General features: G+C 70.7%; 21 protein-coding genes. 19 read left to right on the top strand and 2 right to left on the bottom strand.

All coding sequences use genetic code 11. The features are described from left to right. The first annotated feature begins 126 nt into the window (after window positions 1–126). From pgsA to relA, 15 genes are all read left to right on the top strand, one after another. Window positions 127–795, top strand: coding sequence for a phosphatidylinositol phosphate synthase (pgsA, locus tag ACIQ1J_RS19095; RefSeq protein ID WP_403558015.1), 669 nt, complete (start codon window positions 127–129; stop codon window positions 793–795). Continuing rightward, window positions 792–1,724: a phosphatidylinositol mannoside acyltransferase gene (locus tag ACIQ1J_RS19100; RefSeq protein ID WP_210961482.1), complete on the top strand. Its 933-nt coding sequence runs from the start codon at window positions 792–794 to the stop codon at window positions 1,722–1,724. Before pgsA ends, ACIQ1J_RS19100 begins: the two co-directional genes overlap by 4 nt. Further along, entirely contained in the window at window positions 1,721–2,884 is a 1,164-nt protein-coding gene (locus ACIQ1J_RS19105; RefSeq protein ID WP_403558018.1) for a glycosyltransferase family 4 protein, read from the top strand. Before ACIQ1J_RS19100 ends, ACIQ1J_RS19105 begins: the two co-directional genes overlap by 4 nt. A gap of 148 nt (window positions 2,885–3,032) precedes the next feature. Next, on the top strand, window positions 3,033–3,575 hold the full coding sequence (locus ACIQ1J_RS19110) for a hypothetical protein (protein ID WP_210961480.1): 543 nt from the start codon (window positions 3,033–3,035) through the stop codon (window positions 3,573–3,575). Window positions 3,576–3,722: 147 nt separating this feature from the next. After that, a complete protein-coding gene (pdxS, locus tag ACIQ1J_RS19115; protein ID WP_121745928.1) occupies window positions 3,723–4,634 on the top strand; it encodes a pyridoxal 5'-phosphate synthase lyase subunit PdxS in 912 nt (303 codons plus the stop codon). A gap of 18 nt (window positions 4,635–4,652) precedes the next feature. Then, complete coding sequence (pdxT, locus tag ACIQ1J_RS19120) at window positions 4,653–5,261, top strand: pyridoxal 5'-phosphate synthase glutaminase subunit PdxT (RefSeq protein ID WP_210961479.1); 609 nt, start codon at window positions 4,653–4,655, stop codon at window positions 5,259–5,261. 51 nt (window positions 5,262–5,312) lie between these two features. Continuing rightward, complete coding sequence (locus tag ACIQ1J_RS19125; protein ID WP_121745926.1) at window positions 5,313–6,065, top strand: YebC/PmpR family DNA-binding transcriptional regulator; 753 nt, start codon at window positions 5,313–5,315, stop codon at window positions 6,063–6,065. A 117-nt stretch (window positions 6,066–6,182) separates the two neighbouring features. Then, window positions 6,183–6,767 carry a crossover junction endodeoxyribonuclease RuvC gene (gene ruvC / locus ACIQ1J_RS19130; RefSeq protein WP_403558022.1) on the top strand — a complete coding sequence of 195 codons (585 nt, stop codon included), beginning with the start codon at window positions 6,183–6,185 and terminating at the stop codon, window positions 6,765–6,767. After that, window positions 6,764–7,369, top strand: a complete 606-nt coding sequence (gene ruvA / locus ACIQ1J_RS19135; protein WP_403558024.1) for a Holliday junction branch migration protein RuvA — start codon at window positions 6,764–6,766, stop codon at window positions 7,367–7,369. Before ruvC ends, ruvA begins: the two co-directional genes overlap by 4 nt. A 28-nt stretch (window positions 7,370–7,397) precedes the next feature. Beyond that, on the top strand, window positions 7,398–8,471 hold the full coding sequence (gene ruvB / locus ACIQ1J_RS19140; protein WP_403558026.1) for a Holliday junction branch migration DNA helicase RuvB: 1,074 nt from the start codon (window positions 7,398–7,400) through the stop codon (window positions 8,469–8,471). 175 nt (window positions 8,472–8,646) lie between these two features. Continuing rightward, window positions 8,647–9,159 carry a preprotein translocase subunit YajC gene (yajC, locus tag ACIQ1J_RS19145; protein WP_403558028.1) on the top strand — a complete coding sequence of 171 codons (513 nt, stop codon included), beginning with the start codon at window positions 8,647–8,649 and terminating at the stop codon, window positions 9,157–9,159. A 132-nt stretch (window positions 9,160–9,291) separates the two neighbouring features. Next, a complete protein-coding gene (gene secD / locus ACIQ1J_RS19150) occupies window positions 9,292–11,100 on the top strand; it encodes a protein translocase subunit SecD (RefSeq protein WP_403558030.1) in 1,809 nt (602 codons plus the stop codon). Between the two features lies 1 nt (window position 11,101). After that, window positions 11,102–12,238, top strand: a complete 1,137-nt coding sequence (secF, locus tag ACIQ1J_RS19155) for a protein translocase subunit SecF (protein ID WP_403558032.1) — start codon at window positions 11,102–11,104, stop codon at window positions 12,236–12,238. Next, window positions 12,235–12,783, top strand: coding sequence for an adenine phosphoribosyltransferase (locus ACIQ1J_RS19160; protein ID WP_210961472.1), 549 nt, complete (start codon window positions 12,235–12,237; stop codon window positions 12,781–12,783). Before secF ends, ACIQ1J_RS19160 begins: the two co-directional genes overlap by 4 nt. 172 nt (window positions 12,784–12,955) lie before the next feature. Continuing rightward, on the top strand, window positions 12,956–15,499 hold the full coding sequence (gene relA, locus ACIQ1J_RS19165; RefSeq protein ID WP_403558034.1) for a GTP pyrophosphokinase: 2,544 nt from the start codon (window positions 12,956–12,958) through the stop codon (window positions 15,497–15,499). Between the two features lie 69 nt (window positions 15,500–15,568). On the opposite strand, the gene ACIQ1J_RS19170 is transcribed toward relA, so the two are convergent. Next, window positions 15,569–16,798: a DUF349 domain-containing protein gene (locus ACIQ1J_RS19170; RefSeq protein ID WP_403558036.1), complete on the bottom strand. Its 1,230-nt coding sequence runs from the start codon at window positions 16,796–16,798 to the stop codon at window positions 15,569–15,571. A gap of 134 nt (window positions 16,799–16,932) precedes the next feature. Further along, entirely contained in the window at window positions 16,933–17,757 is an 825-nt protein-coding gene (locus ACIQ1J_RS19175; RefSeq protein WP_403558038.1) for a peptidylprolyl isomerase, read from the bottom strand. A gap of 183 nt (window positions 17,758–17,940) precedes the next feature. On the opposite strand from ACIQ1J_RS19175, the gene ACIQ1J_RS19180 reads away from it, so the two are divergent. The 4 genes from ACIQ1J_RS19180 (at window position 17,941) to ACIQ1J_RS19195 (ending at window position 22,212) form a co-directional block, all read left to right on the top strand. Then, on the top strand, window positions 17,941–18,648 hold the full coding sequence (locus tag ACIQ1J_RS19180; protein WP_210961468.1) for an MBL fold metallo-hydrolase: 708 nt from the start codon (window positions 17,941–17,943) through the stop codon (window positions 18,646–18,648). Window positions 18,649–18,661: 13 nt separating this feature from the next. Further along, entirely contained in the window at window positions 18,662–19,924 is a 1,263-nt protein-coding gene (hisS, locus tag ACIQ1J_RS19185) for a histidine--tRNA ligase (RefSeq protein ID WP_403558041.1), read from the top strand. A 200-nt stretch (window positions 19,925–20,124) separates the two neighbouring features. Next, the gene (locus tag ACIQ1J_RS19190) at window positions 20,125–20,787 is read left to right on the top strand and encodes a vitamin K epoxide reductase family protein (protein WP_210961466.1); all 663 of its coding nucleotides are present in this window, start codon (window positions 20,125–20,127) and stop codon (window positions 20,785–20,787) included. A 69-nt stretch (window positions 20,788–20,856) separates the two neighbouring features. Beyond that, window positions 20,857–22,212, top strand: coding sequence for a replication-associated recombination protein A (locus tag ACIQ1J_RS19195; RefSeq protein ID WP_337306272.1), 1,356 nt, complete (start codon window positions 20,857–20,859; stop codon window positions 22,210–22,212). Window positions 22,213–22,274 lie beyond the last annotated feature (62 nt).

Genomic DNA, 22,274 nt, shown 5'->3' on the forward strand with positions numbered 1-22,274 from the left:
CCCGCCGCCCACCGGCCGCCCACCAGGGGCTCAGGGTGCCCGTCCGTCGCCCACGCGCGCGCGTGGCTACGATGGGCCAGCCGGTGGCCAGCAGGGGCCGCGGCCACACCGACCGTCGGGAAGGCCATGCTGAACAAGTACGCGCGTGCATTTTTTACGCGTGTCCTCACACCGTTCGCCGCGTTTCTCATCCGCCGGGGCGTCAGCCCGGACACGGTCACGCTGATCGGCACCGCCGGTGTGGTCGCGGGTGCGCTGGTCTTCTACCCCCTGGGTGAGCTCTTCTGGGGCACGGTCGTGATCACGCTCTTCGTCTTCTCCGACCTCGTCGACGGCAACATGGCCCGCCAGCTCGGCCGCTCCAGCCGCTGGGGCGCCTTCCTGGACTCCACGCTGGACCGGGTCGCCGACGGCGCGATCTTCGGCGGCTTCGCCCTCTGGTACGCGGGCGGCGGCGACGACATCGTGCTGTGCGCCGTGTCGATCTTCTGCCTGGCCAGCGGCCAGGTGGTGTCGTACACCAAGGCGCGCGGCGAGTCGATCGGCCTGCCGGTCGCCGTCAACGGGCTGGTCGAGCGCGCCGAGCGACTCGTCGTCTCGCTGGTCGCGGCCGGTCTCGCGGGGCTGCACAAGTTCGGGGTACCGGGCATCCAGTACCTCCTGCCGATCGCCCTGTGGATCGTCGCCGTCGGCAGCCTCGTCACGCTCGTCCAGCGGGTCGTCACGGTCCGCCGGGAGGCGGCCGAGGCGGACGCCGCCGCGCAGGAGAGCCAGGGCACCGAGGCGGCCAAGTGAGCGCTCGGGACCGGCTGGCCGACGGCCTGTACGGCGCCGGGTGGAGCACCGTGAGGAAGCTTCCCGAGCCGGTCGCCGTGCGGCTCGGCCGCACCGTCGCGGACGTCGCCTGGAAGCAGCGCGGCGCGGGCGTACGGCGCCTGGAGAGCAACTACGCGCGCGTGGTGCCGGACGCGAGCCCGGAACGGCTCGCCGCGCTGTCGCGCGCGGGCATGCGCTCGTACCTGCGCTACTGGATGGAGTCCTTCCGTCTCCCGGCGTGGAGCACCGGGCGGATCAGGTCGGGCTTCGCAGCCGAGGACCTGCACCACCTCACCGACGGCATGGACGCGGGCAAGGGAGTGGTCCTCGCCCTCCCGCACCTGGCCAACTGGGACCTCGCGGGCGCCTGGGTCACCACCGAGCTGGGCATCCCCTTCACCACGGTCGCCGAACGCCTCAAGCCGGAGACCCTCTACGACCGCTTCGTCGCCTACCGCGAGGGCCTCGGCATGGAGGTACTCCCGCACAGCGGCGGCACGGCGTTCGGCACACTGGCCCGGCGGCTGCGCGACGGCGGCCTGGTCTGCCTGGTCGCCGACCGCGACCTGTCCGCCTCCGGCGTGGAGGTCGACTTCTTCGGCGAGACGGCCCGGATGCCCGCGGGGCCGGCCCTGCTGGCGCTGCAGACCGGCGCACGGCTGCTGCCGGTGACGCTCTGGTACGACGACTCGCCCGTCATGAAAGGCCGGGTGCATCCGCCGGTCGAGGTCCCCGAGTCAGGTACCCGGGCCGAGAAGACGTCTGTCATGACACAGGCGCTGGCCGATGCCTTCGCCACGGGGATCGCCGACCACCCGGAGGACTGGCACATGCTCCAGCGCTTGTGGCTGAAGGACCTCGACCCCGCCAAGGCCCCCGCCGCGGCCGACGGGCAGGGCGCCTCGTGAAAATCGGCATCGTCTGCCCGTACTCCTGGGACGTGCCGGGCGGCGTCCAGTTCCACATCCGGGACCTGGCCGAGTACTTCATCCGTCTCGGCCACGAGGTCTCCGTCCTCGCCCCCGCCGACGACGACACCCCGCTGCCGCCGTACGTCGTCTCGGCCGGCCGCGCGGTGCCGGTCCCGTACAACGGCTCGGTGGCCCGCCTCAACTTCGGCTTCCTGTCGGCGGCCCGGGTACGTCGCTGGCTACACGACGGCGCCTTCGACGTCATCCACATCCACGAACCGACCTCGCCCTCGCTCGGCCTGCTGACCTGCTGGGCGGCGCAGGGCCCGATCGTGGCGACCTTCCACACATCCAACCCGCGTTCCCGCGCGATGATCGCCGCGTACTCGATCCTCCAGGCCGCCCTGGAGAAGATCAGCGCCCGCATCGCGGTGAGCGAGTACGCCCGCCGCACCCTCGTCGAGCACCTCGGCGGGGACGCGGTCGTCATCCCCAACGGCGTCGACGTCGACTTCTTCGCGGGTGCCGAGCCGAAGCCCGAGTGGCAGGGCGACACGATCGGCTTCATAGGGCGCATCGACGAACCCCGCAAGGGCCTGCCGGTGCTGATGCGGGCGCTGCCGAAGATCCTCGCCGCCCGCCCCGGGGCCCGGCTGGTGGTCGCCGGGCGCGGCGACGAGAAGGAGGCCGTCGCCTCCCTGCCCGCCGAGCTGCGCTCCCGGGTGGAGTTCCTCGGCATGGTCAGCGACGAGGACAAGGCCCGCTTCCTGCGCAGCGTCGACCTGTACGTGGCCCCCAACACCGGCGGCGAGAGCTTCGGCATCATCCTGGTCGAGGCCATGTCGGCCGGGGCCCCCGTACTCGCCTCGGATTTGGACGCCTTCGCCCAGGTCCTCGACCGGGGGGCGGCCGGCGAGCTGTTCCCCAACGAGGACGCCGACGCCCTGGCCGACGCGGCGGTACGGCTCCTCGCGGACCCACAGCGCCGCACCGCCCTGCGGGAACGGGGCAGCGCCCACGTACGGCGCTTCGACTGGTCCACGGTCGGCGCGGACATCCTGTCGGTCTACGAGACGGTCACGGCGGGTGCGGCAGCGGTGGCGACGGACGACCGGGCGACGGGACTGAGGGCACGCTTCGGCCTGGCGCGGGACTGAGGCCGGGCCTTCAGCCGACATCCTCAGCCCGTGTTCGAGGACGAGGCCGTCCAGGCCGAAGCGGGTGCCTGGGGGCGGCAGCCCCCAGCGACGGTCACCGTGAGGTACCCCGCCGACCCGGCGGAGCGCTCCCGTAGGGTTGCGCCCCGTGACCGCAACCCTCATCTGGATCCTGGTCGTCCTCGTGGCGATCGGCCTGTACCTGAGCTGGACGGCGGGGCGGCTGGACCGGCTGCACGCCCGGATCGACGCCGCCCGCGCCGCCCTCGACGCGCAGCTGCTGCGCAGGGCGTCCGTGGCCCAGGAACTCGCCACCTCCGGCGTGCTCGACCCGGCCGCCTCCATCGTCCTGTACGAGGCCGCGCACGCCGCCCGGCAGGCCGAGGAGGAGCACCGGGAGGTCGCCGAGAGCGAGCTGAGCCAGGCACTGCGGGCGGTGTTCGCCGACCCGCAGCAGGTGGACGTCCTGCGCGAGGCGCCCGGGGGAGAGGAGGCGATCCACGAGCTGGCCGAGGCCGTACGGCGCGTCCCGATGGCCCGGCGTTTCCACAACGACGCGGTGGGAGCCGCGCGCAGGCTGCGCGAGCACCGCAAGGTCCGCTGGTTCCGGCTCGCCGGCCACGCTCCCTTCCCGCCGGCCTTCGAGATGGACGACGAGTCGCCGGCGGCCCTGGTGGACAGGGCGGCGTAGAGCCGACGTCCCCCGCCGCCCCGGCCGGCGCTCCACGCCCCGGTCCGTCCAAAAGGATCCACCGGCTGTCCATTGGCCCTTGCTGTGGCCTGGTCCGTTCGCGTTTCCTCGGAGCTGCACAGACCCCCTTCCTTCAGTGAGGTACCCGTGTCCAGCACGCTCTCCGAGAACCAGACCCCCGAGACCGGCACCGCCCGCGTGAAGCGCGGCATGGCCGAGCAGCTCAAGGGCGGCGTGATCATGGACGTCGTCACGCCGGAGCAGGCGAAGATCGCCGAGGACGCGGGCGCCGTCGCCGTCATGGCCCTGGAGCGGGTCCCGGCCGACATCCGCAAGGACGGCGGCGTGGCCCGGATGTCCGACCCGGACATGATCGAGGGCATCATCGGCGCGGTCTCCATCCCGGTGATGGCCAAGTCCCGCATCGGCCACTTCGTCGAGGCCCAGGTCCTGCAGTCCCTCGGCGTCGACTACATCGACGAGTCCGAGGTCCTCACCCCGGCCGACGAGGTCAACCACAGCGACAAGTTCGCCTTCACCACCCCCTTCGTCTGCGGCGCCACCAACCTCGGTGAGGCCCTGCGCCGCATCGCCGAGGGCGCCGCGATGATCCGCTCCAAGGGCGAGGCCGGTACCGGCAACGTCGTCGAGGCCGTCCGCCACCTGCGCCAGATCAAGAACGAGATCGCCCGCCTGCGCGGCTACGACAACAACGAGCTGTACGCCGCCGCCAAGGAGCTGCGCGCCCCGTACGAGCTGGTCCGGGAGGTCGCCGAGCTGGGCAAGCTCCCCGTGGTCCTCTTCTCCGCCGGCGGTGTCGCCACCCCGGCCGACGCCGCGCTCATGCGCCAGCTCGGCGCCGAGGGCGTCTTCGTCGGCTCCGGCATCTTCAAGTCCGGCGACCCGGCCAAGCGCGCCGCCGCCATCGTGAAGGCGACCACCTTCTACGACGACCCGAAGATCATCGCGGAGGCGTCCCGCAACCTCGGCGAGGCCATGGTCGGCATCAACTGCGACACCCTCCCCGAGACCGAGCGCTACGCGAACCGCGGCTGGTAGGACGAGGACACCGGATCCATGAGCGACACCCCCGTCATCGGCGTCCTGGCCCTCCAGGGCGACGTACGGGAGCACCTCGTCGCCCTGGCCACGGCCGACGCCGTGGCCAGGCCGGTCAGGCGCCCCGAAGAACTCGCCGAGGTCGACGGCCTGGTCCTGCCCGGCGGCGAGTCCACCACCATCTCCAAACTGGCCGTCCTCTTCGGAGTGATGGAGCCCCTCCGCGCGCGTGTGCGGGACGGCCTGCCCGTCTACGGCACCTGCGCCGGCATGATCCTGCTGGCCGACAAGATCCTCGACCCGCGCTCCGGACAGGAGACGGTCGGCGGCATCGACATGATCGTGCGGCGCAACGCCTTCGGACGGCAGAACGAGTCCTTCGAGGCGGCCGTCGACATCAAGGGCGTCGAGGGCGATCCTGTGGAGGGCGTCTTCATCCGCGCCCCCTGGGTGGAGTCCGTGGGCGCCACGGCCGAGGTGCTCGCCGAGCACGAGGGCCACATCGTCGCGGTCCGCCAGGGCAACGCTCTGGCCACGTCGTTCCACCCGGAGCTGACCGGCGACCACCGCGTGCACCGCCTCTTCGCCGACATGGTGCGCGCGAACCGGGCGGCGGAGTCCTTGTAGGATTCCTGCGTTCGTTCGTTCAAAGACGGGTTACGCGAAGGAGACAGGCAGATGTCCGGCCACTCTAAATGGGCCACGACGAAGCACAAGAAGGCCGTCATCGATGCCAAGCGCGGCAAGCTCTTCGCGAAGCTGATCAAGAACATCGAGGTCGCGGCCCGCATGGGGGGCGTCGACATCGAGGGCAACCCGACGCTCTACGACGCCATCCAGAAGGCGAAGAAGCAGTCGGTCCCGAACAAGAACATCGACTCCGCGGTCAAGCGCGGCGGTGGCCTCGAGGCCGGCGGCGCCGACTACGAGACGATCATGTACGAGGGTTACGGCCCGAACGGTGTCGCGGTACTCATCGAGTGCCTCACCGACAACCGCAACCGCGCCGCCTCCGACGTCCGCGTCGCCATGACCCGCAACGGCGGCTCCATGGCCGACCCGGGCTCGGTGTCGTACCTGTTCAACCGCAAGGGCGTCGTGATCGTCCCCAAGGGCGAGCTGGGCGAGGACGACGTCCTGGCCGCCGTCCTGGACGCGGGCGCCGAGGAGGTCAACGACCTCGGCGAGACCTTCGAGGTACTCAGCGAGGCCACCGACCTGGTCGCGGTCCGCACCGCCCTCCAGGACGCGGGCATCGACTACGAGTCCGCCGACGCCAACTTCGTTCCGACCATGCAGGTCGAGCTGGACGAGGAGGGCGCCCGGAAGATCTTCAGGCTGATCGACGCCCTGGAGGACAGCGACGACGTGCAGAACGTCTTCGCCAACTTCGACGTGAGCGACGAGGTCATGGAGAAGGTCGACGCGTAGCGGCGCCGCGCGCACGACGATTCCGGCGGGCCGGGGACACGTCCCCGGCCCGCCGCCGTTGTCGGTGGCACCCGATAGCCTGCACAAACAGGCGATCGATGTGAGGGGAGCCGTGCGTTGCGCGTACTGGGGGTGGACCCGGGGCTGACCCGCTGCGGCATCGGTGTCGTGGAGGGCGTCGCGGGGCGGCCGCTCACCATGCTCGGCGTCGGAGTGGTCCGTACAGCCGCGAACGCGGAACTCGGCCACCGCCTGGTCGCCGTCGAGCAGGGCATCGAGCAGTGGCTGGACGAGCACCGGCCTCAGTACGTCGCCGTGGAGCGCGTCTTCAGCCAGCACAACGTCCGCACGGTCATGGGCACCGCCCAGGCCAGCGCCGTCGCCATCCTGTGCGCCTCCCGTCGCGGCATCCCCGTCGCCCTGCACACCCCCAGCGAGGTCAAGGCCGCCGTCACCGGCAGCGGACGCGCCGACAAGGCGCAGGTCGGTGCCATGGTCACCCGGCTGCTGCGGCTCGCCGAACCGCCCAAGCCCGCCGACGCCGCCGACGCCCTCGCGCTCGCCATCTGCCACATCTGGCGCGCCCCCGCACAGAACCGGCTCCAGCAGGCCGTGGCCCTGCACGCCTCGAAAGCCCCGAGAACCCCGAGAACCCCGAGAACCCCGAAAGCCCCGACCGCACCGAAAGGCCGTACGACATGATCGCCTTCGTCAGCGGCACAGTCGCCGCCCTCGCCCCCGACGCCGCGGTGGTCGAGGTCGGCGGCGTCGGCATGGCCGTCCAGTGCACGCCGAACACGCTCTCCACCCTCCGCATCGGCAAGCCCGCCAAGCTCGCCACCTCGCTCGTCGTCCGCGAGGACTCGCTCACCCTGTACGGCTTCGCCGACGACGACGAGCGCCAGGTCTTCGTGCTGCTCCAGACGGCCAGCGGCGTCGGCCCCCGGCTGGCCCAGGCGATGCTCGCCGTGCACAGTCCCGACGCCCTGCGCAGAGCCGTCTCCACGGGCGACGAGAAGGCGCTCACCGCCGTCCCCGGTATCGGCAGGAAGGGCGCGCAGAAGCTGCTCCTGGAACTGAAGGACCGGCTCGGCGAGCCCATCGGGGCCCCCGCCGTCGGCGCACCGGTCAGCACCGGCTGGCGCGACCAGCTGCACGCGGCCCTCATCGGCCTCGGGTACGCGACCCGCGAGGCCGACGAGGCCGTCTCCGCGGTGGCGCCCCAGGCCGAAGCCGCCGGGGGAACGCCCCAGGTGGGGCAGCTGCTGAAGGCGGCCCTGCAGACCCTGAACCGCGCCCGATAGCCCGTACCCGAGAGCCGAGGCACACCACATGAACTGGGACGACACGACCGACACGGACGCCGCGGGCGAACGGCTGGTGGGTGCGTCCGCCGACGGCGAGGACCAGGCCGTGGAGGCCGCCCTGCGCCCCAAGGACCTGGGCGAGTTCATCGGCCAGGAGAAGGTCCGCGAGCAGCTCGACCTCGTGCTGCGCGCCGCACGCGCGCGCGGGGCGACCGCCGACCACGTGCTGCTCTCCGGCGCCCCCGGCCTCGGCAAGACCACCCTCTCGATGATCATCGCGGCCGAGATGGAAGCCCCCATCCGCATCACCTCCGGCCCCGCCATCCAGCACGCCGGCGACCTCGCGGCGATCCTCTCCTCCCTCCAGGAGGGCGAAGTCCTCTTCCTCGACGAGATCCACCGCATGTCGAGGCCCGCCGAGGAGATGCTCTACATGGCGATGGAGGACTTCCGCGTCGACGTCATCGTCGGCAAGGGCCCGGGCGCCACCGCCATCCCCCTGGAGCTGCCGCCCTTCACCCTGGTCGGTGCCACCACGCGCGCGGGGCTGCTGCCGCCCCCGCTGCGCGACCGCTTCGGCTTCACCGCGCACATGGAGTTCTACGGACCGGCCGAACTGGAACGCGTCATCCACCGCTCTGCGGGCCTGCTCGACGTCGAGATCGACACCGCCGGCGCCGTCGAGATCGCCGGCCGCTCCCGCGGCACCCCCCGCATCGCCAACCGCCTGCTGCGCCGGGTCCGCGACTACGCCCAGGTCAAGGCCGACGGCCTGATCACCCAGGAGATCGCCGCGGCCGCCCTCGCGGTCTACGAGGTCGACGCCCGGGGCCTGGACCGGCTGGACCGGGGTGTGCTGGAGGCCCTGCTCAAGCTGTTCGGCGGCGGTCCCGTCGGCCTGTCGACGCTCGCCGTCGCCGTGGGGGAGGAGCGTGAGACGGTGGAAGAGGTCGCCGAACCCTTCCTCGTGAGGGAGGGGCTGCTCGCCCGCACCCCGCGCGGACGCGTGGCGACCCCGGCCGCTTGGGCGCACCTCGGCCTCACCCCGCCGCGTTCGCAGAGTTCGGGAAACGGACAACGGGACTTGTTCGGGGCGTGACGACACCGTCACGAAGAGGACATTCGCCGGAGCAGGAACCCCGGTGCCATGCTGAGCGTTGTTCCATGCGCGCGGACTCGCTTAGACTCCGCCGATGCCGCCCTTGTCGGCGGCGCACACACCCCCAACCATCAGGCCGCTCACCATCGCGGTCGTGTGAAGGAAGTACCGACCCGTGAGTCTCGTGACCCTCCTCCCGTTCATCGTGCTCATCGGGGCCATGTTCCTGATGACCCGGTCGGCGAAGAAGAAGCAGCAGCAGGCCGCCGACATGCGGAACCAGATGCAGCCCGGTTCCGGAGTCCGCACCATCGGGGGCATGTACGGCACGGTCAAGGAGGTCAACGAGGACACGGTCCTCCTCGACGCCGGCCCGGGTGTCGAGCTGCTCTTCGCCAAGAACTCCATCGGTGCCGTCCTCACCGACGACGAGTACAACCGCATCGTCCACGGCATCGAGCACGACCTGAAGTCCGACGCCGACGTCGTGCCGGACGACGCCTCCTCCCTCACCGAGACCGACGCCTCCGCCGACGACGCTGCCGCCGCCTCCGACGACAAGCCCGTCGACCTCGGCAAGAAGGACGCGGACGACGAGCCGGCCGAGCCGACCGTCGACGCCGCGCCCGCCGAGGCGAAGACCGACGAGCAGCCGAAGAAGACCGACGGCGGTTCCGAGGCGAAGTAGCCGTGTCCCGGGGTGCGCGGGTCGTACCCGCGTGCCCCGTGTGTCGCGCGGCTCGCACGGATCCGGACACCATGTGATGGCCGCCGGTGACGCCTACCCGGCGCGAAGCGGCCCGAGAGGGAGTACGCAAAGGTGGTAGCACCTAAAAAGGGAAAGAATGCGAGCGCTCAGAGTAGGCCCGGGCGCTCGCTGGCCCTGATTCTGATCGCCATCGTGGCGCTCACCGGGGGCATGTTCGCCGCCGGACACACGACTCCGCGTCTCGGCATCGACCTGGCCGGCGGCACCAGCATCACGCTCCGCGCTGTTCCGGAGGCGGGCCAGGAGTCCGCGATCAACAAGACCAACATGGACACCGCGGTCGAGATCATGGAGCGCCGCGTCAATGGTCTGGGTGTCTCCGAGGCCGAGGTGCAGACCCAGGGCGACCGGAACATCATCGTCAACATCCCCAAGGGCACCAACTCCGAGGAAGCGCGGCAGCAGGTCGGCACCACCGCCAAGCTCTACTTCCGTCCGGTCCTCGCCACCGAGCTCTCCGGCGCGAACGCGACCGGCACCCCCTCGCCGAGCGCCACCGGCAACGCCTCGGACAAGGCGACCGGCGAGGCGACCGACAAGGCCACGGACGGCGCGGCCGACCAGGACGAGGCCACCGACGGGGACAAGGCGAGCGACGCGCCCTCCGGCTCCCCCTCGGCGGACTCCAGCCCCCAGGGCCGCGCGGCCAGCGACGCCCTGAAGGCCGACCCCAGCCCGTCCGGCGGGGCCTCCGACGGCGCCTCCCCGTCCCCGAGCGCCAGCGCCCCCGGAGACGACGCGAACGCCAAGCTCCAGGCCGAGTACGCCGCACTGGACTGCACCGACGCGGCGGCCCGGGCCAAGGCGGGCGACGGCGCCAAGCAGGGCGACTCGATGGTGGCCTGCGGCCAGAACGCGCAAGGCCAGTGGCAGAAGTACGTCCTGGGCCCCGCCGCGGTCGACGGTACGGACGTCGACAGTTCCGAGGCCGTCTTCAACACGCAGACCGCCGCCGGCTGGACCGTGACGATGAAGTTCACGGACGGCGGCGCCAAGAAGTTCGCGGACATCACCGGCAAGCTGGCGCAGAACCAGTCCCCGCAGAACCAGTTCGCCATCGTCCTGGACAACGAGGTCGTCTCCGACCCGTACGTCAGCCAGGCGCTCACCGGGGGCAGCGCGGAGATCTCCGGCAGCTTCGACCAGGAGGAGGCCCAGGGCCTCGCCAACATGCTGTCCTACGGTGCTCTGCCGCTGACGTTCAAGGAGGACAGCGTCACCACCGTCACCGCCGCGCTCGGCGGTGACCAGCTCGAGGCGGGTCTGATCGCCGGCGCGATCGGCCTCGCCCTGGTCATCCTCTACCTGCTGGTCTACTACCGCGGCCTGTCGTTCATCGCCGTCGCCTCGCTGCTGGTCTCCGCGGGTCTCACGTACGTGATCATGTCGCTGCTCGGCCCGACCATCGGCTTCGCGCTGAACCTGCCGGCCGTGTGCGGTGCCATCGTCGCCATCGGCATCACGGCGGACTCGTTCATCGTGTACTTCGAACGCGTCCGTGACGAGATCCGGGAAGGACGCTCGCTGCGACCCGCCGTCGAGCGGGCCTGGCCGCGTGCCCGGCGCACCATCCTGGTCTCCGACTTCGTGTCGTTCCTCGCCGCGGCGGTGCTCTTCGTCGTCACCGTCGGCAAGGTGCAGGGCTTCGCGTTCACCCTGGGCCTGACCACGCTGCTCGACGTGGTGGTGGTGTTCCTCTTCACCAAGCCGCTGCTGACGCTGATGGCCCGGCGCAGGTTCTTCGCGAGCGGTCACAAGTGGTCCGGCCTCGACCCGAAGAGCCTGGGTGCCAAGCCGCCGCTGCGCCGCACCCGCCGCCCCGCCCGTCCCGCCGGCCACGTCGACCCGAAGGAGGCGTGAGATGGGAAAGCTCGGCAACCTCGGCGCCCGGCTGCACCACGGTGAGATCGGTTACGACTTCGTCAAGAACCGCAAGCTCTGGTACGGCATCTCCATCCTCATCACCATCACGGCCATCGTCGGCCTGGCGGTGCGCGGCCTGCACATGGGCATCGAGTTCCAGGGCGGCGCGGTCTTCACCACCCCGAAGAACATGAGCGCCTCGGTCTCCCAGGCCGAGACCTACGCGGAAGAGGCCTCCGGCCACGACGCGATCGTCCAGAAGCTCGGCGACGGCAGCCTCCGCATCCAGATCGCGGGCACCGACACCGCGAAGTCGGACCAGATCAAGGGAGAGCTGGCCAAGGACCTGGACGTCCCGGCGGAGAGGATCAACGCCGACCTGGTCGGGCCCAGCTGGGGTGATCAGATCGCCAACAAGGCCTGGCAGGGCCTGGGGATCTTCATGGTCCTGGTGGTGATCTACCTGGCGATCGCGTTCGAGTGGCGCATGGCGCTCGCCGCGTTCGTCGCGCTGATCCACGACATCACCATCACGGTGGGTATCTACGCCCTCGTCGGGTTCGAGGTCACACCGGGCACGGTGATCGGTCTGCTCACGATCCTCGGTTACTCGCTCTACGACACGGTCGTGGTCTTCGACAGTCTCAAGGAGCAGACGAGAGACATCACCAAACAGACCCGCTGGACCTACGGCGAGATCGCCAACCGTTCGATCAACAGCACCCTGGTCCGCTCCATCAACACCACGGTGGTCGCGCTGCTGCCGGTGGGGGGTCTGCTGTTCATCGGCGGCGGTGTCCTCGGCGCCGGCATGCTCAACGACATCTCGCTGTCGCTGTTCGTCGGCCTCGCCGCGGGCGCGTACTCGTCGATCTTCATCGCCACGCCGCTCGTCGCCGACCTCAAGGAGGCCGAGCCGCAGATGAAGGCGCTCAAGAAGCGCGTCCTCGCCAAGCGCGCCCAGGCCGCGGCCAAGGGCGAGCCCGCGGAGAACGCCGTCGACGAGGAGCGCTACGCCGACGATGACGACGCCGCCGACGAGCCCGAGGACGCGGCGCCCGCGGTCGTCGGCCCCCGCAACCAGCCGGCGTCCCGTAACAGGGGCCGTGGCCGACCCTCGGGGAAGCGCCGATGACCGGGACGACCGACGTCACGGAGCTGCTGCTCAGCCGTATCCGGGATGTGGCGGACTACCCGGAGCCGGGCGTGGTGTTCAAGGACATCACCCCGCTCCTGGCCGACCCGGCCGCGTTCACCGCACTGACCGACGCGCTCGCGGAGGTCGCCGAGCACACCGGTGCCACCAAGGTCGTCGGCCTGGAGGCCCGCGGCTTCATCCTCGGCGCCCCGGTGGCGCTGAGGGCCGGCCTCGGCTTCATCCCCGTACGCAAGGCGGGCAAGCTCCCCGGAGCCACCCTCAGCCAGGCGTACGAGCTGGAGTACGGCTCGGCGGAGATCGAGGTGCACGCCGAGGACCTGGCCGCCGGTGACCGGGTGCTGGTCGTCGACGACGTCCTCGCCACCGGCGGCACCGCCGAGGCCTCGCTGGAGCTCATCCGCCGGGCTGGCGCGCGGGTCGCGGGTCTCGCCGTCCTGATGGAGCTGGGCTTCCTCGGCGGCCGGGCCCGCCTGGAGCCGGCCCTCGCCGGGGCGCCGCTGCGGGCGCTGCTCACGGTCTGACAACCCTCGTCGCACAGCGGAGGCGGGCCCGGAGGAATCCGGCGCCCGCCTCACGCGTTTCTCGGGTTGACGGCCCTCACAGTGGCCGGAATGCGATCCCGGAGCGCAGGATCGCTACCATGGGGTTTCCGGAGCCTGACCGGGGGACCCGGATCGCGCACGAGGAGTCCTCTTGCCAGATGAGGCCCAGCCACTGACCGCCGCCAAGCCCGAGCCCGCCTCGGCGCCCGCGGCGAAACCCGCGCCCAGTTCGCCACAGGCGAAGAACGACACCCGCGGGCCGATCCAGCACGCCCCGGCCGCGCCCGTCGACAAGCCGGCCGATCAGCAGCCGCGTCCCAAGCCGATCCCGCCCGAGCGCGAACGGAACGCGCCCGTGGTCCGCGCGCCCTCCGGGCAGCCCGCCCGCTCCGGCTCCTCCAACCGCGTCCGCGCCCGCCTCGCCCGCCTCGGCGTGCAGCGCGCCAACCCGTACAACCCGGTCCTGGAGCCGCTGCTGCGGATAGTGCGCAGCAACGACCCCAAGATCGAGACGGCGACCCTGCGCCAGATCGAGCGCGCCTACCAGGTCGCCGAACGCTGGCACCGCGGCCAGAAGCGCAAGAGCGGCGACCCGTACATCACGCATCCGCTCGCCGTCACCACCATCCTCGCCGAGCTGGGCATGGATCCGGCCACGCTGATGGCCGGTCTCCTGCACGACACCGTCGAGGACACCGAGTACGGCCTCGAGGACCTGCGCCGCGACTTCGGCGACGTGGTCACCCTCCTCGTCGACGGCGTCACCAAGCTCGACAAGGTGAAGTTCGGCGAGGCCGCGCAGGCCGAGACCGTGCGCAAGATGGTCGTCGCCATGGCGAAGGACCCGCGCGTCCTGGTCATCAAGCTCGCCGACCGCCTGCACAACATGCGCACCATGCGCTATCTCAAGCGCGAGAAGCAGGAGAAGAAGGCGCGCGAGACCCTGGAGATCTACGCGCCGCTCGCCCACCGGCTGGGCATGAACACCATCAAGTGGGAGCTGGAGGACCTCGCCTTCGCGATCCTCTACCCCAAGATGTACGACGAGATCGTCCGCCTGGTCGCCGAGCGCGCCCCCAAGCGCGACGAGTACCTCGCCATCGTCACCGACGAGGTCCAGCAGGACCTGCGGGCGGCCCGCATCAAGGCGACCGTCACCGGCCGCCCCAAGCACTACTACAGCGTCTACCAGAAGATGATCGTCCGCGGCCGTGACTTCGCGGAGATCTACGACCTGGTGGGCATCCGCGTCCTCGTGGACACCGTCCGCGACTGCTACGCGGCGCTCGGCACCGTGCACGCGCGATGGAACCCGGTCCCCGGCCGGTTCAAGGACTACATCGCGATGCCCAAGTTCAACATGTACCAGTCGCTGCACACGACGGTCATCGGGCCCAACGGCAAGCCGGTCGAGCTGCAGATCCGCACCTTCGACATGCACCGCCGCGCCGAGTACGGCATCGCCGCGCACTGGAAGTACAAGCAGGAGGCCGTCGCCGGCGCCTCCAAGGTCCGCACCGACGCGCCGAAGTCGTCCGGCAAGGGCAAGGACGACCACCTCAACGACATGGCGTGGCTGCGCCAGCTCCTCGACTGGCAGAAGGAGACCGAGGACCCCGGCGAGTTCCTGGAGTCCCTGCGCTTCGACCTCTCCCGCAACGAGGTCTTCGTCTTCACCCCCAAGGGCGACGTCATAGCGCTGCCCGCGAGCGCCACCCCCGTGGACTTCGCGTACGCGGTGCACACCGAGGTCGGCCACCGCACCATAGGCGCACGGGTCAACGGCCGCCTCGTCCCGCTGGAGTCCACCCTGGACAACGGCGACCTGGTGGAGGTCTTCACCTCCAAGGCGGCCGGCGCGGGGCCCTCCCGCGACTGGCTCGGCTTCGTGAAGTCGCCGCGCGCCCGCAACAAGATCCGCGCCTGGTTCTCCAAGGAGCGCCGCGACGAGGCGATCGAGCAGGGCAAGGACTCCATCGTCCGCGCCATGCGCAAGCAGAACCTGCCGATCCAGCGCATCCTGACCGGCGACTCCCTGGTCACGCTCGCCCACGAGATGCGCTACTCGGACATCTCCGCGCTGTACGCGGCGATCGGCGAGGGCCATGTCTCCGCGCAGAACATCGTGCAGAAACTGGTGCAGGCGCTCGGCGGCGAGGAGGCCGCCACCGAGGAGATCGACGAGTCGGTCCCGCCGGCCCACGGTCGCGGCCGCAAACGCCGGACCAATGCCGATCCGGGCGTCGTCGTCAAGGGCGTCGACGACGTGTGGATCAAACTGGCTCGCTGCTGCACGCCCGTTCCCGGCGACCCGATCATCGGCTTCGTCACCCGCGGCAGCGGCGTATCGGTTCACCGCAGCGACTGCGTGAACGTGGACTCGCTGTCCCGCGAGCCCGAGCGCATCCTCGAGGTCGAGTGGGCCCCCAGCCAGTCCTCCGTCTTCCTGGTCGCCATCCAGGTCGAGGCCCTGGACCGCTCCCGGCTGCTGTCGGACGTCACACGCGTGCTGTCCGACCAGCACGTCAACATCCTCTCCGCGGCCGTCCAGACCTCCCGCGACCGCGTCGCCACCTCGCGCTTCACCTTCGAGATGGGCGACCCGAAGCACCTCGGGCACGTCCTGAAGGCCGTACGGGGCGTCGAGGGCGTCTACGACGTGTACCGGGTGACGTCGGCGCGCAGGCCGTCGTAGCGGCCGTCACACAGGCAGAGGGGCTCCCGTACGGCGTGTGCGGGAGCCCCTCTGCGTGTACGCGCGGTGTCAGCCGCCGAACTCGTGCAGACCCTTCAGGGCCTGGTCCAGCAGCGCCTGCCGGCCCTCCAGCTCACGCTCCAGCTTGTCGGCCTTCGCGTTGTTGCCCTGGGCGCGGGCCTGCTCGATCTGCGAGCGCAGCTTGTCCACGGCAGCCTGGAGCTGACCGGTCAGACCCTCGGCACGCGCGCGTGCCTCCGGGTTGGTCCGGCGCCACTCGGTCTCCTCGGCCTCCTGGAGCGCCCGCTCGACCGCGTGCATCCGTCCCTCGACCTTCGGACGGGCGTCGCGCGGCACATGGCCGATGGCCTCCCAACGCTCGTTCACCGCGCGGAACGCGGCCCGGGCCGCCTTCAGGTCGGTGACCGGCAGGAGCTTCTCGGCCTCCCCGGCCAGCTCCTCCTTGAGCTTGAGGTTCTCCGTCTGCTCGGCGTCCCGCTCGGCGAAGACCGAGCTGCGGGCGGCGAAGAACACGTCCTGGGCGCCGCGGAAGCGGTTCCACAGGTCGTCCTCGTGCTCGCGCTGAGCGCGACCCGCTGCCTTCCACTCGGACATCAGGTCGCGGTAGCGCGCGGCCGTCGGCCCCCAGTCCGTCGAGCTCGACAGCGCCTCGGCCTCGCCGACCAGCCGTTCCTTGGTCCGCCGCGCCTCCTCGCGCTGCGCGTCCAGCTGCGCGAAGTGCTGCTTGCGGCGCTTGGAGAACGCCGAGCGCGCGTGCGAGAAGCGGTGCCACAGCTCGTCGTCGGACTTGCGGTCCAGGCGCGGCAGGCCCTTCCAGGTGTCCACCAGGGACCGCAGCCGCTCACCGGCCGCCCGCCACTGGTCGGACTGCGCCAGCTCCTCGGCCTCGGCGACCAGCGCCTCCTTGGCGCCGCGCGCCTCGTCGGACTGCTTCGCCCGCTGCGCCTTGCGCTCCGCGCGGCGCTTTTCCACCAGTGCGACGAGCTTGTCCAGCCGGGCCCGCAGTGCGTCCAGGTCGCCCACCGCGTGGTGCGCGTCGACCTGTTCCCGCAGGTGGTCGACGGCGGTCTGGGCGTCCTTCGCCGACAGGTCGGTGGTCTTCACTCGCTTCTCGAGGAGGCCGATCTCGACAACCAGGCCTTCGTACTTGCGTTCGAAGTAGGCCAGCGCCTCCTCGGGGGAGCCCGCCTGCCAGGAACCGACGACCTGCTCGCCGTCGGCCGTACGCACGTACACGGTCCCCGTCTCATCGACGCGGCCCCACGGGTCGCTGCTCACAGCGCCTCCTCCACATGATGCCTGCGGAGGGCTTCGCTACCCCCGGGCATCGTCCACAGTTTCGTCACGGCCAACATAGGCGACCGGCGGGGGGCCTGTCCGCATCCCGCGCGACCGAACTTCGCTGATGAGGGTCAGGATTTCGTGACCGTGGCCTTGTCGATCACGACCGTCGCGTTGGGTGCTCCGTCGCCCGCGCCGGTGCTCTCGCCCGCGGCGGCGATCTTCTTCAACACCGTCATTCCCTCGTCCGAGATGGTGCCGAACGGCGTGTAACTGGGGGGCAGCGGGCTGTTCTGGTACACGAGGAAGAACTGGCTGCCGCCGGTGTTCGGCTGACTGGTGTTGGCCATCGCCACCGTGCCCGCCGGGTAGGTGTTCTCCTTCAGGCTCTTGTCCTTCAGGTTCTCGTCCGGGATGTTGTAGCCCGGACCGCCGTTGCCCTGCCCCGTCGGGTCGCCGCACTGGAGCACGTAGATCCCGTTGGTGGTCAGCCGGTGGCACGGCGTGTGGTCGAAGAAGCCCTTGCCGGCCAGGAAGTTGAACGAGTTGACGGTGTGCGGCGCCGCCGACGTCTTCAGCGCGATGTCTATGTCGCCGCAGGTCGTCGCCAGTTTCATCGTGTACTTCGCGGACTTGTCGATGGTCATCGCAGGTTCCTTCTTCCAGGTCTGCGTCTTGACCTTGCCCTCGGCCGGCTTCTCGCACGGGTCCGACGCCTTGCTGCTCGCCGAGGGGCTCGGGGTGGCCTCCGCGTTCGCGTTCGTCTTGCTGTCGCCGTCGTCCAGGACCACCCCGGTCGTGTACAGCGCGACGCTGCCGATCAGAATCACGCCGAGCACCGACGCGATCGCGGCGTTGCGCATGCGCGCCTTGCGTCGCGCCGAGGTGCGGCGCTGCTGCTGCCGCAAGAACTTCTCCCGGGCGAGCTGACGCCGCCGCTGCTCCTGGGTGACCACCGGGTTCTCTCCTCATGCGTCTTCGTGTGCCGACCGGTACGCGTGGGTGCGATGAGCCGACCGTGGGCGTGTAGCCCCGTACCGTATATGGGTTCGCTGAGGAATCGGCACCGCCGGTAGGCTCTGACCATGGGCGCGGTCCGTTCGCAAGCCCACCCGTACCGACACAAACGAAGGACGATCGTGCTCATTGCCGGGTTCCCCGCCGGGGCCTGGGGGACGAACTGCTATCTCGTCGCCCCCGCCGCCGGTGAGGAGTGCGTGATCATCGACCCTGGCCATCAGGCGGCCCCGGGAGTCGGGGAAGCGATCAGGAAGCATCGGCTCAAGCCTGTCGCCGTCGTCCTCACCCACGGCCACATCGACCATGTGGCCTCGGTCGTCCCGGTCTGCGGCGCGCACGACGTGCCGGCCTGGATCCACCCCGACGACCGCTTCATGATGAGCGATCCCGAGAAGGGGATCGGCCGCACCATCGGCATGCCGCTCATGGGCGAGCTGACCGTCGGGGAGCCGGACGACGTCAGGGAGCTGACCGACGGCGCGAAGCTGGAGCTGGCCGGCCTGGAGCTGACCGTCGCGCACGCGCCGGGCCATACCAAGGGGTCGGTGACCTTCGGCCTGCCCGAGGCGGCGGACATCCCGCCGGTCATGTTCTCGGGCGACCTGCTGTTCGCCGGCTCCATCGGACGCACCGACTTCCCCGGTGGCTCCATGGACGACATGCTCGAATCGCTGGCACGCGTGTGCCTGCCGCTCGACGACTCGACCGTGGTGCTGTCCGGACACGGCCCCCAGACGACCATCGGCCAGGAGCGCGCCACCAACCCGTATCTGCGGCAGGTGGCGGCGGGCCAGGGAGCTCCCCGGGCTCCCCGACGAGGAATGTGACGAGAGACCTCCCGTGAGCACCTTCAAGGCCCCCAGGGGCACGTACGACCTGCTGCCGCCGGACTCCGCCAAGTACCTGGCGGTCCGCGAGGCGATCGCCGCCCCGCTGCGCAACTCCGGCTACGGCTACATCGAGACGCCCGGTTTCGAGAACGTCGAGCTCTTCGCGCGCGGTGTCGGCGAGTCCACCGACATCGTGACCAAGGAGATGTACGTCTTCGAGACCAGGGGCGGCGACCGGCTCGCCCTGCGCCCGGAGACGACGGCCCCCGTGCTGCGCGCGGTCCTGGAGGCCAACCTGCACAAGGCGGGCAACCTGCCGGTGAAGGTCTGGTACTCGGGCTCGCAGTACCGCTACGAGCGCCCGCAGAAGGGCCGTTACCGCCACTTCTCGCAGGTCGGCGCCGAGGCGATCGGCGCCGAGGACCCGGCGCTGGACGCCGAACTGATCATCCTCGCCGACCAGTCGTACCGCTCGCTGGGCCTGCAGAAGTTCCGCATCCTGCTCAACTCCCTCGGCGACCAGGAGTGCCGCCCGGTCTACCGCGCCGCGCTCCAGGACTTCCTGCGCGGCCTGGACCTGGACGAGGAGACGCTGCGCCGCGCGGACATCAACCCGCTGCGCGTCCTGGACGACAAGCGCCCGGACGTGCAGAAGCAGCTGACCGACGCCCCGCTGCTGCGCGACTACCTGTGCGACGCCTGCAAGGCGTACCACGAGGAGGTGCGCGAGCTGATCACCGCGGCCGGCGTGGTGTTCGAGGACGACCCGAAGCTGGTGCGTGGGCTCGACTACTACACCCGCACGACCTTCGAGTTCGTCCACGACGGGCTGGGTTCCCAGTCCGCGGTGGGCGGCGGCGGCCGCTACGACGGACTCTCCGAGATGATCGGCGGCCCGTCCCTGCCGTCCGTGGGCTGGGCCCTCGGCGTCGACCGCACCGTCCTCGCCCTGGAGGCGGAGGGCATCGGACTGGACGTCCCGTCGGTCACCTCCGTCTTCGCGGTACCGCTCGGCGAGGAGGCCCGCCGGATCCTCTTCGCCAAGGTCACCGAGCTGCGCAAGAACGGCGTCGCCGCCGACTTCTCCTACGGCGGCAAGGGCCTGAAGGCCGCGATGAAGGCGGCCAACCGCTCGGGTGCGCGCTACGCCCTGGTGCTGGGCGAGCGCGACCTGGCCGAAGGCGTCGTCCAGCTCAAGGACATGGAGTCCGGCGAGCAGGCGGCGATCGGCGTGAACGAGATCGTCGCCGAGCTGGAGTCGAGGCTCGGCTAGCAGCTCTGTACGTCCCGCCGTCCCCAGGGGCGCGCGCGTTCGCTCGCGTGTGCCCCCGGGGAACGGACATCGGCCGGAATACGCCACTCCAGGGCGATCACCGGTGCGTTCTTATGTTCATCGAACCGTGGCCATACAGGTCCGTGCGGCACAATGGCCCTGCCCGAAGCAGGTCCGACTCAAGTGACGGAATCGGCGTGATGAGCAAGACGACAGTGAAGGACGTCTCCACCGTGGCAGAGCCCGCGCCGGAACCCACCGCCGGAGCACCGCGCGCCGAGGGCGGCAGCCGTGCCCTCGCCCTGCTGCTGGTGATCACGGGCGCGGCCGGAGTGCTCGCCGCCTGGGTCATCACGCTCGACAAGTTCAAGCTGCTCGAGGCCAAGGTCGCCGGTGAGACGTTCACCCCCGGGTGCAGCCTCAACCCCGTCGTCTCCTGCGGCAGCGTCATGGAGAGCGACCAGGCGGCCGTCTTCGGCTTCCCCAATCCGATGCTCGGCCTGGTCACCTACGGCATCGTCGTCTGTGTCGGCATGAGCCTGCTGGCGCGAGCGCGTTTCCCGCGCTGGTACTGGCTCACCTTCAACGCGGGCACGCTCTTCGGCGTCGGGTTCTGCACCTGGCTGCAGTTCCAGTCGCTGTACCGGATCAACGCGCTGTGCCTGTGGTGCTGCCTGGCCTGGGTCGCGACGATCGTGATGTTCTGGTACGTGACGTCCTTCAACGTCCGCAAGGGCTTCCTGCCCGCGCCGAACTGGCTCAAGGCCTTCTTCGGCGAGTTCACCTGGGTCCTGCCGGTACTGCACACCGGCATCATCGGCATGATGGTCCTGACCCGCTGGTGGGACTTCTGGACCAGCTGACGGGCCGGCGGTCGCCCTCCGCGCACCGCGCCCGCCGCGTTGTCAGCGCCGTCATTTAGGGTTCAGAACGTGGAGCCCGACCTGTTCACCGCCGCAGCAGAAGAACGCCAGGAGAAGGACCCGACCGGCAGCCCCCTCGCCGTGCGGATGCGCCCGCGCACCCTCGACGAGGTCGTCGGCCAGCAGCACCTGCTCAAGCCCGGATCCCCCCTGCGCCGGCTGGTCGGCGAGGGCGGCTCCGGCCCCGCGGGGCCCTCCTCGGTCATCCTCTGGGGCCCGCCGGGGACCGGCAAGACCACCCTGGCGTACGTCGTCTCCAAGGCCACCAACAAGCGCTTCGTGGAGTTGTCGGCGATCACCGCGGGCGTCAAGGAGGTCCGCGCGGTCATCGACGGCGCTCGCCGCGCGGTCGGGGGATACGGCAAGGAGACCGTCCTCTTCCTCGACGAGATCCACCGCTTCAGCAAGGCCCAGCAGGACTCCCTGCTCCCGGCCGTCGAGAACCGCTGGGTCACCCTGATCGCCGCCACCACCGAGAACCCGTACTTCTCGGTGATCTCCCCCCTGCTCTCCCGCTCCCTCCTCCTCACCCTGGAACCCCTCACCGACGACGACGTCCGGGACCTGGTCCGCCGGGCCCTGACCGACGAGCGCGGCCTGAAGGAGGCCGTCGGCCTCCCCGAGGACACCGAGGAGCACCTGCTGCGCATCGCCGGCGGTGACGCCCGCCGTGCGCTGACCGCGCTGGAGGCCGCCGCCGGGGCCGCGCTGGACAAGGGCGAGACGGAGATCGGCCTGACCACGCTGGAGGAGACGGTCGACCGGGCCGCGGTGAAGTACGACCGCGACGGCGACCAGCACTACGACGTCGCCAGTGCCCTGATCAAGTCCATCCGCGGCTCCGACGTGGACGCCGCCCTGCACTACCTGGCCCGGATGATCGAGGCGGGCGAGGACCCCCGCTTCATCGCGCGGCGTCTGATGATCTCCGCCAGCGAGGACATCGGCCTGGCCGATCCGAACGCGCTGCCGATCGCCGTCGCCGCCGCCCAGGCCGTCGCCATGATCGGCTTCCCCGAGGCCGGCCTCACCCTCAGCCACGCCACCATCGCCCTGGCCCTCGCCCCCAAGTCCAACGCCGCGACCACCGCCATCGGCGCCGCCCTGGACGACGTACGCAAGGGACATGCCGGACCGGTCCCCTCGCACCTGCGCGACAGCCACTACAAGGGCGCGGGAAAGCTCGGACACGGGCAGGGGTACGTGTACCCGCACGACCTGCCGGAGGGCATCGCCGCCCAGCAGTACGCCCCGGACGAGCTGAAGGACCGCACGTACTACACCCCGACCCGGCACGGCGCCGAGGCCCGGTACGCGGACGCGGTGGAGTGGACCCGCGGGCACCTCGGTCGCAAGCGGTCCTGAGCAGCCTGTAGAATCGCCCGGAGTGCCGAGTCCCGTGCAGTCAGAACGGAACACCCGGCCGG

It is taken from the genome of Streptomyces sp. NPDC097107 (assembly GCF_044762405.1).
GTDB classification, from domain to species: domain Bacteria; phylum Actinomycetota; class Actinomycetes; order Streptomycetales; family Streptomycetaceae; genus Streptomyces; species Streptomyces thinghirensis.

Bases quoted from the DNA above. Each gene is read 5' to 3' on its own strand.
- pgsA (WP_403558015.1), top strand. From the start codon at position 127: ATGCTGAACAAGTACGCGCGTGCATTTTTTACGCGTGTCCTCACACCG.
- pdxT (WP_210961479.1), top strand. From the start codon at position 4,653: ATGAGCGACACCCCCGTCATCGGCGTCCTGGCCCTCCAGGGCGACGTA.
- ACIQ1J_RS19125 (WP_121745926.1), top strand. From the start codon at position 5,313: ATGTCCGGCCACTCTAAATGGGCCACGACGAAGCACAAGAAGGCCGTC.
- ruvA (WP_403558024.1), top strand. From the start codon at position 6,764: ATGATCGCCTTCGTCAGCGGCACAGTCGCCGCCCTCGCCCCCGACGCC.
- ruvB (WP_403558026.1), top strand. From the start codon at position 7,398: ATGAACTGGGACGACACGACCGACACGGACGCCGCGGGCGAACGGCTG.
- secF (WP_403558032.1), top strand. From the start codon at position 11,102: ATGGGAAAGCTCGGCAACCTCGGCGCCCGGCTGCACCACGGTGAGATC.
- ACIQ1J_RS19160 (WP_210961472.1), top strand. From the start codon at position 12,235: ATGACCGGGACGACCGACGTCACGGAGCTGCTGCTCAGCCGTATCCGG.
- ACIQ1J_RS19190 (WP_210961466.1), top strand. From the start codon at position 20,125: ATGAGCAAGACGACAGTGAAGGACGTCTCCACCGTGGCAGAGCCCGCG.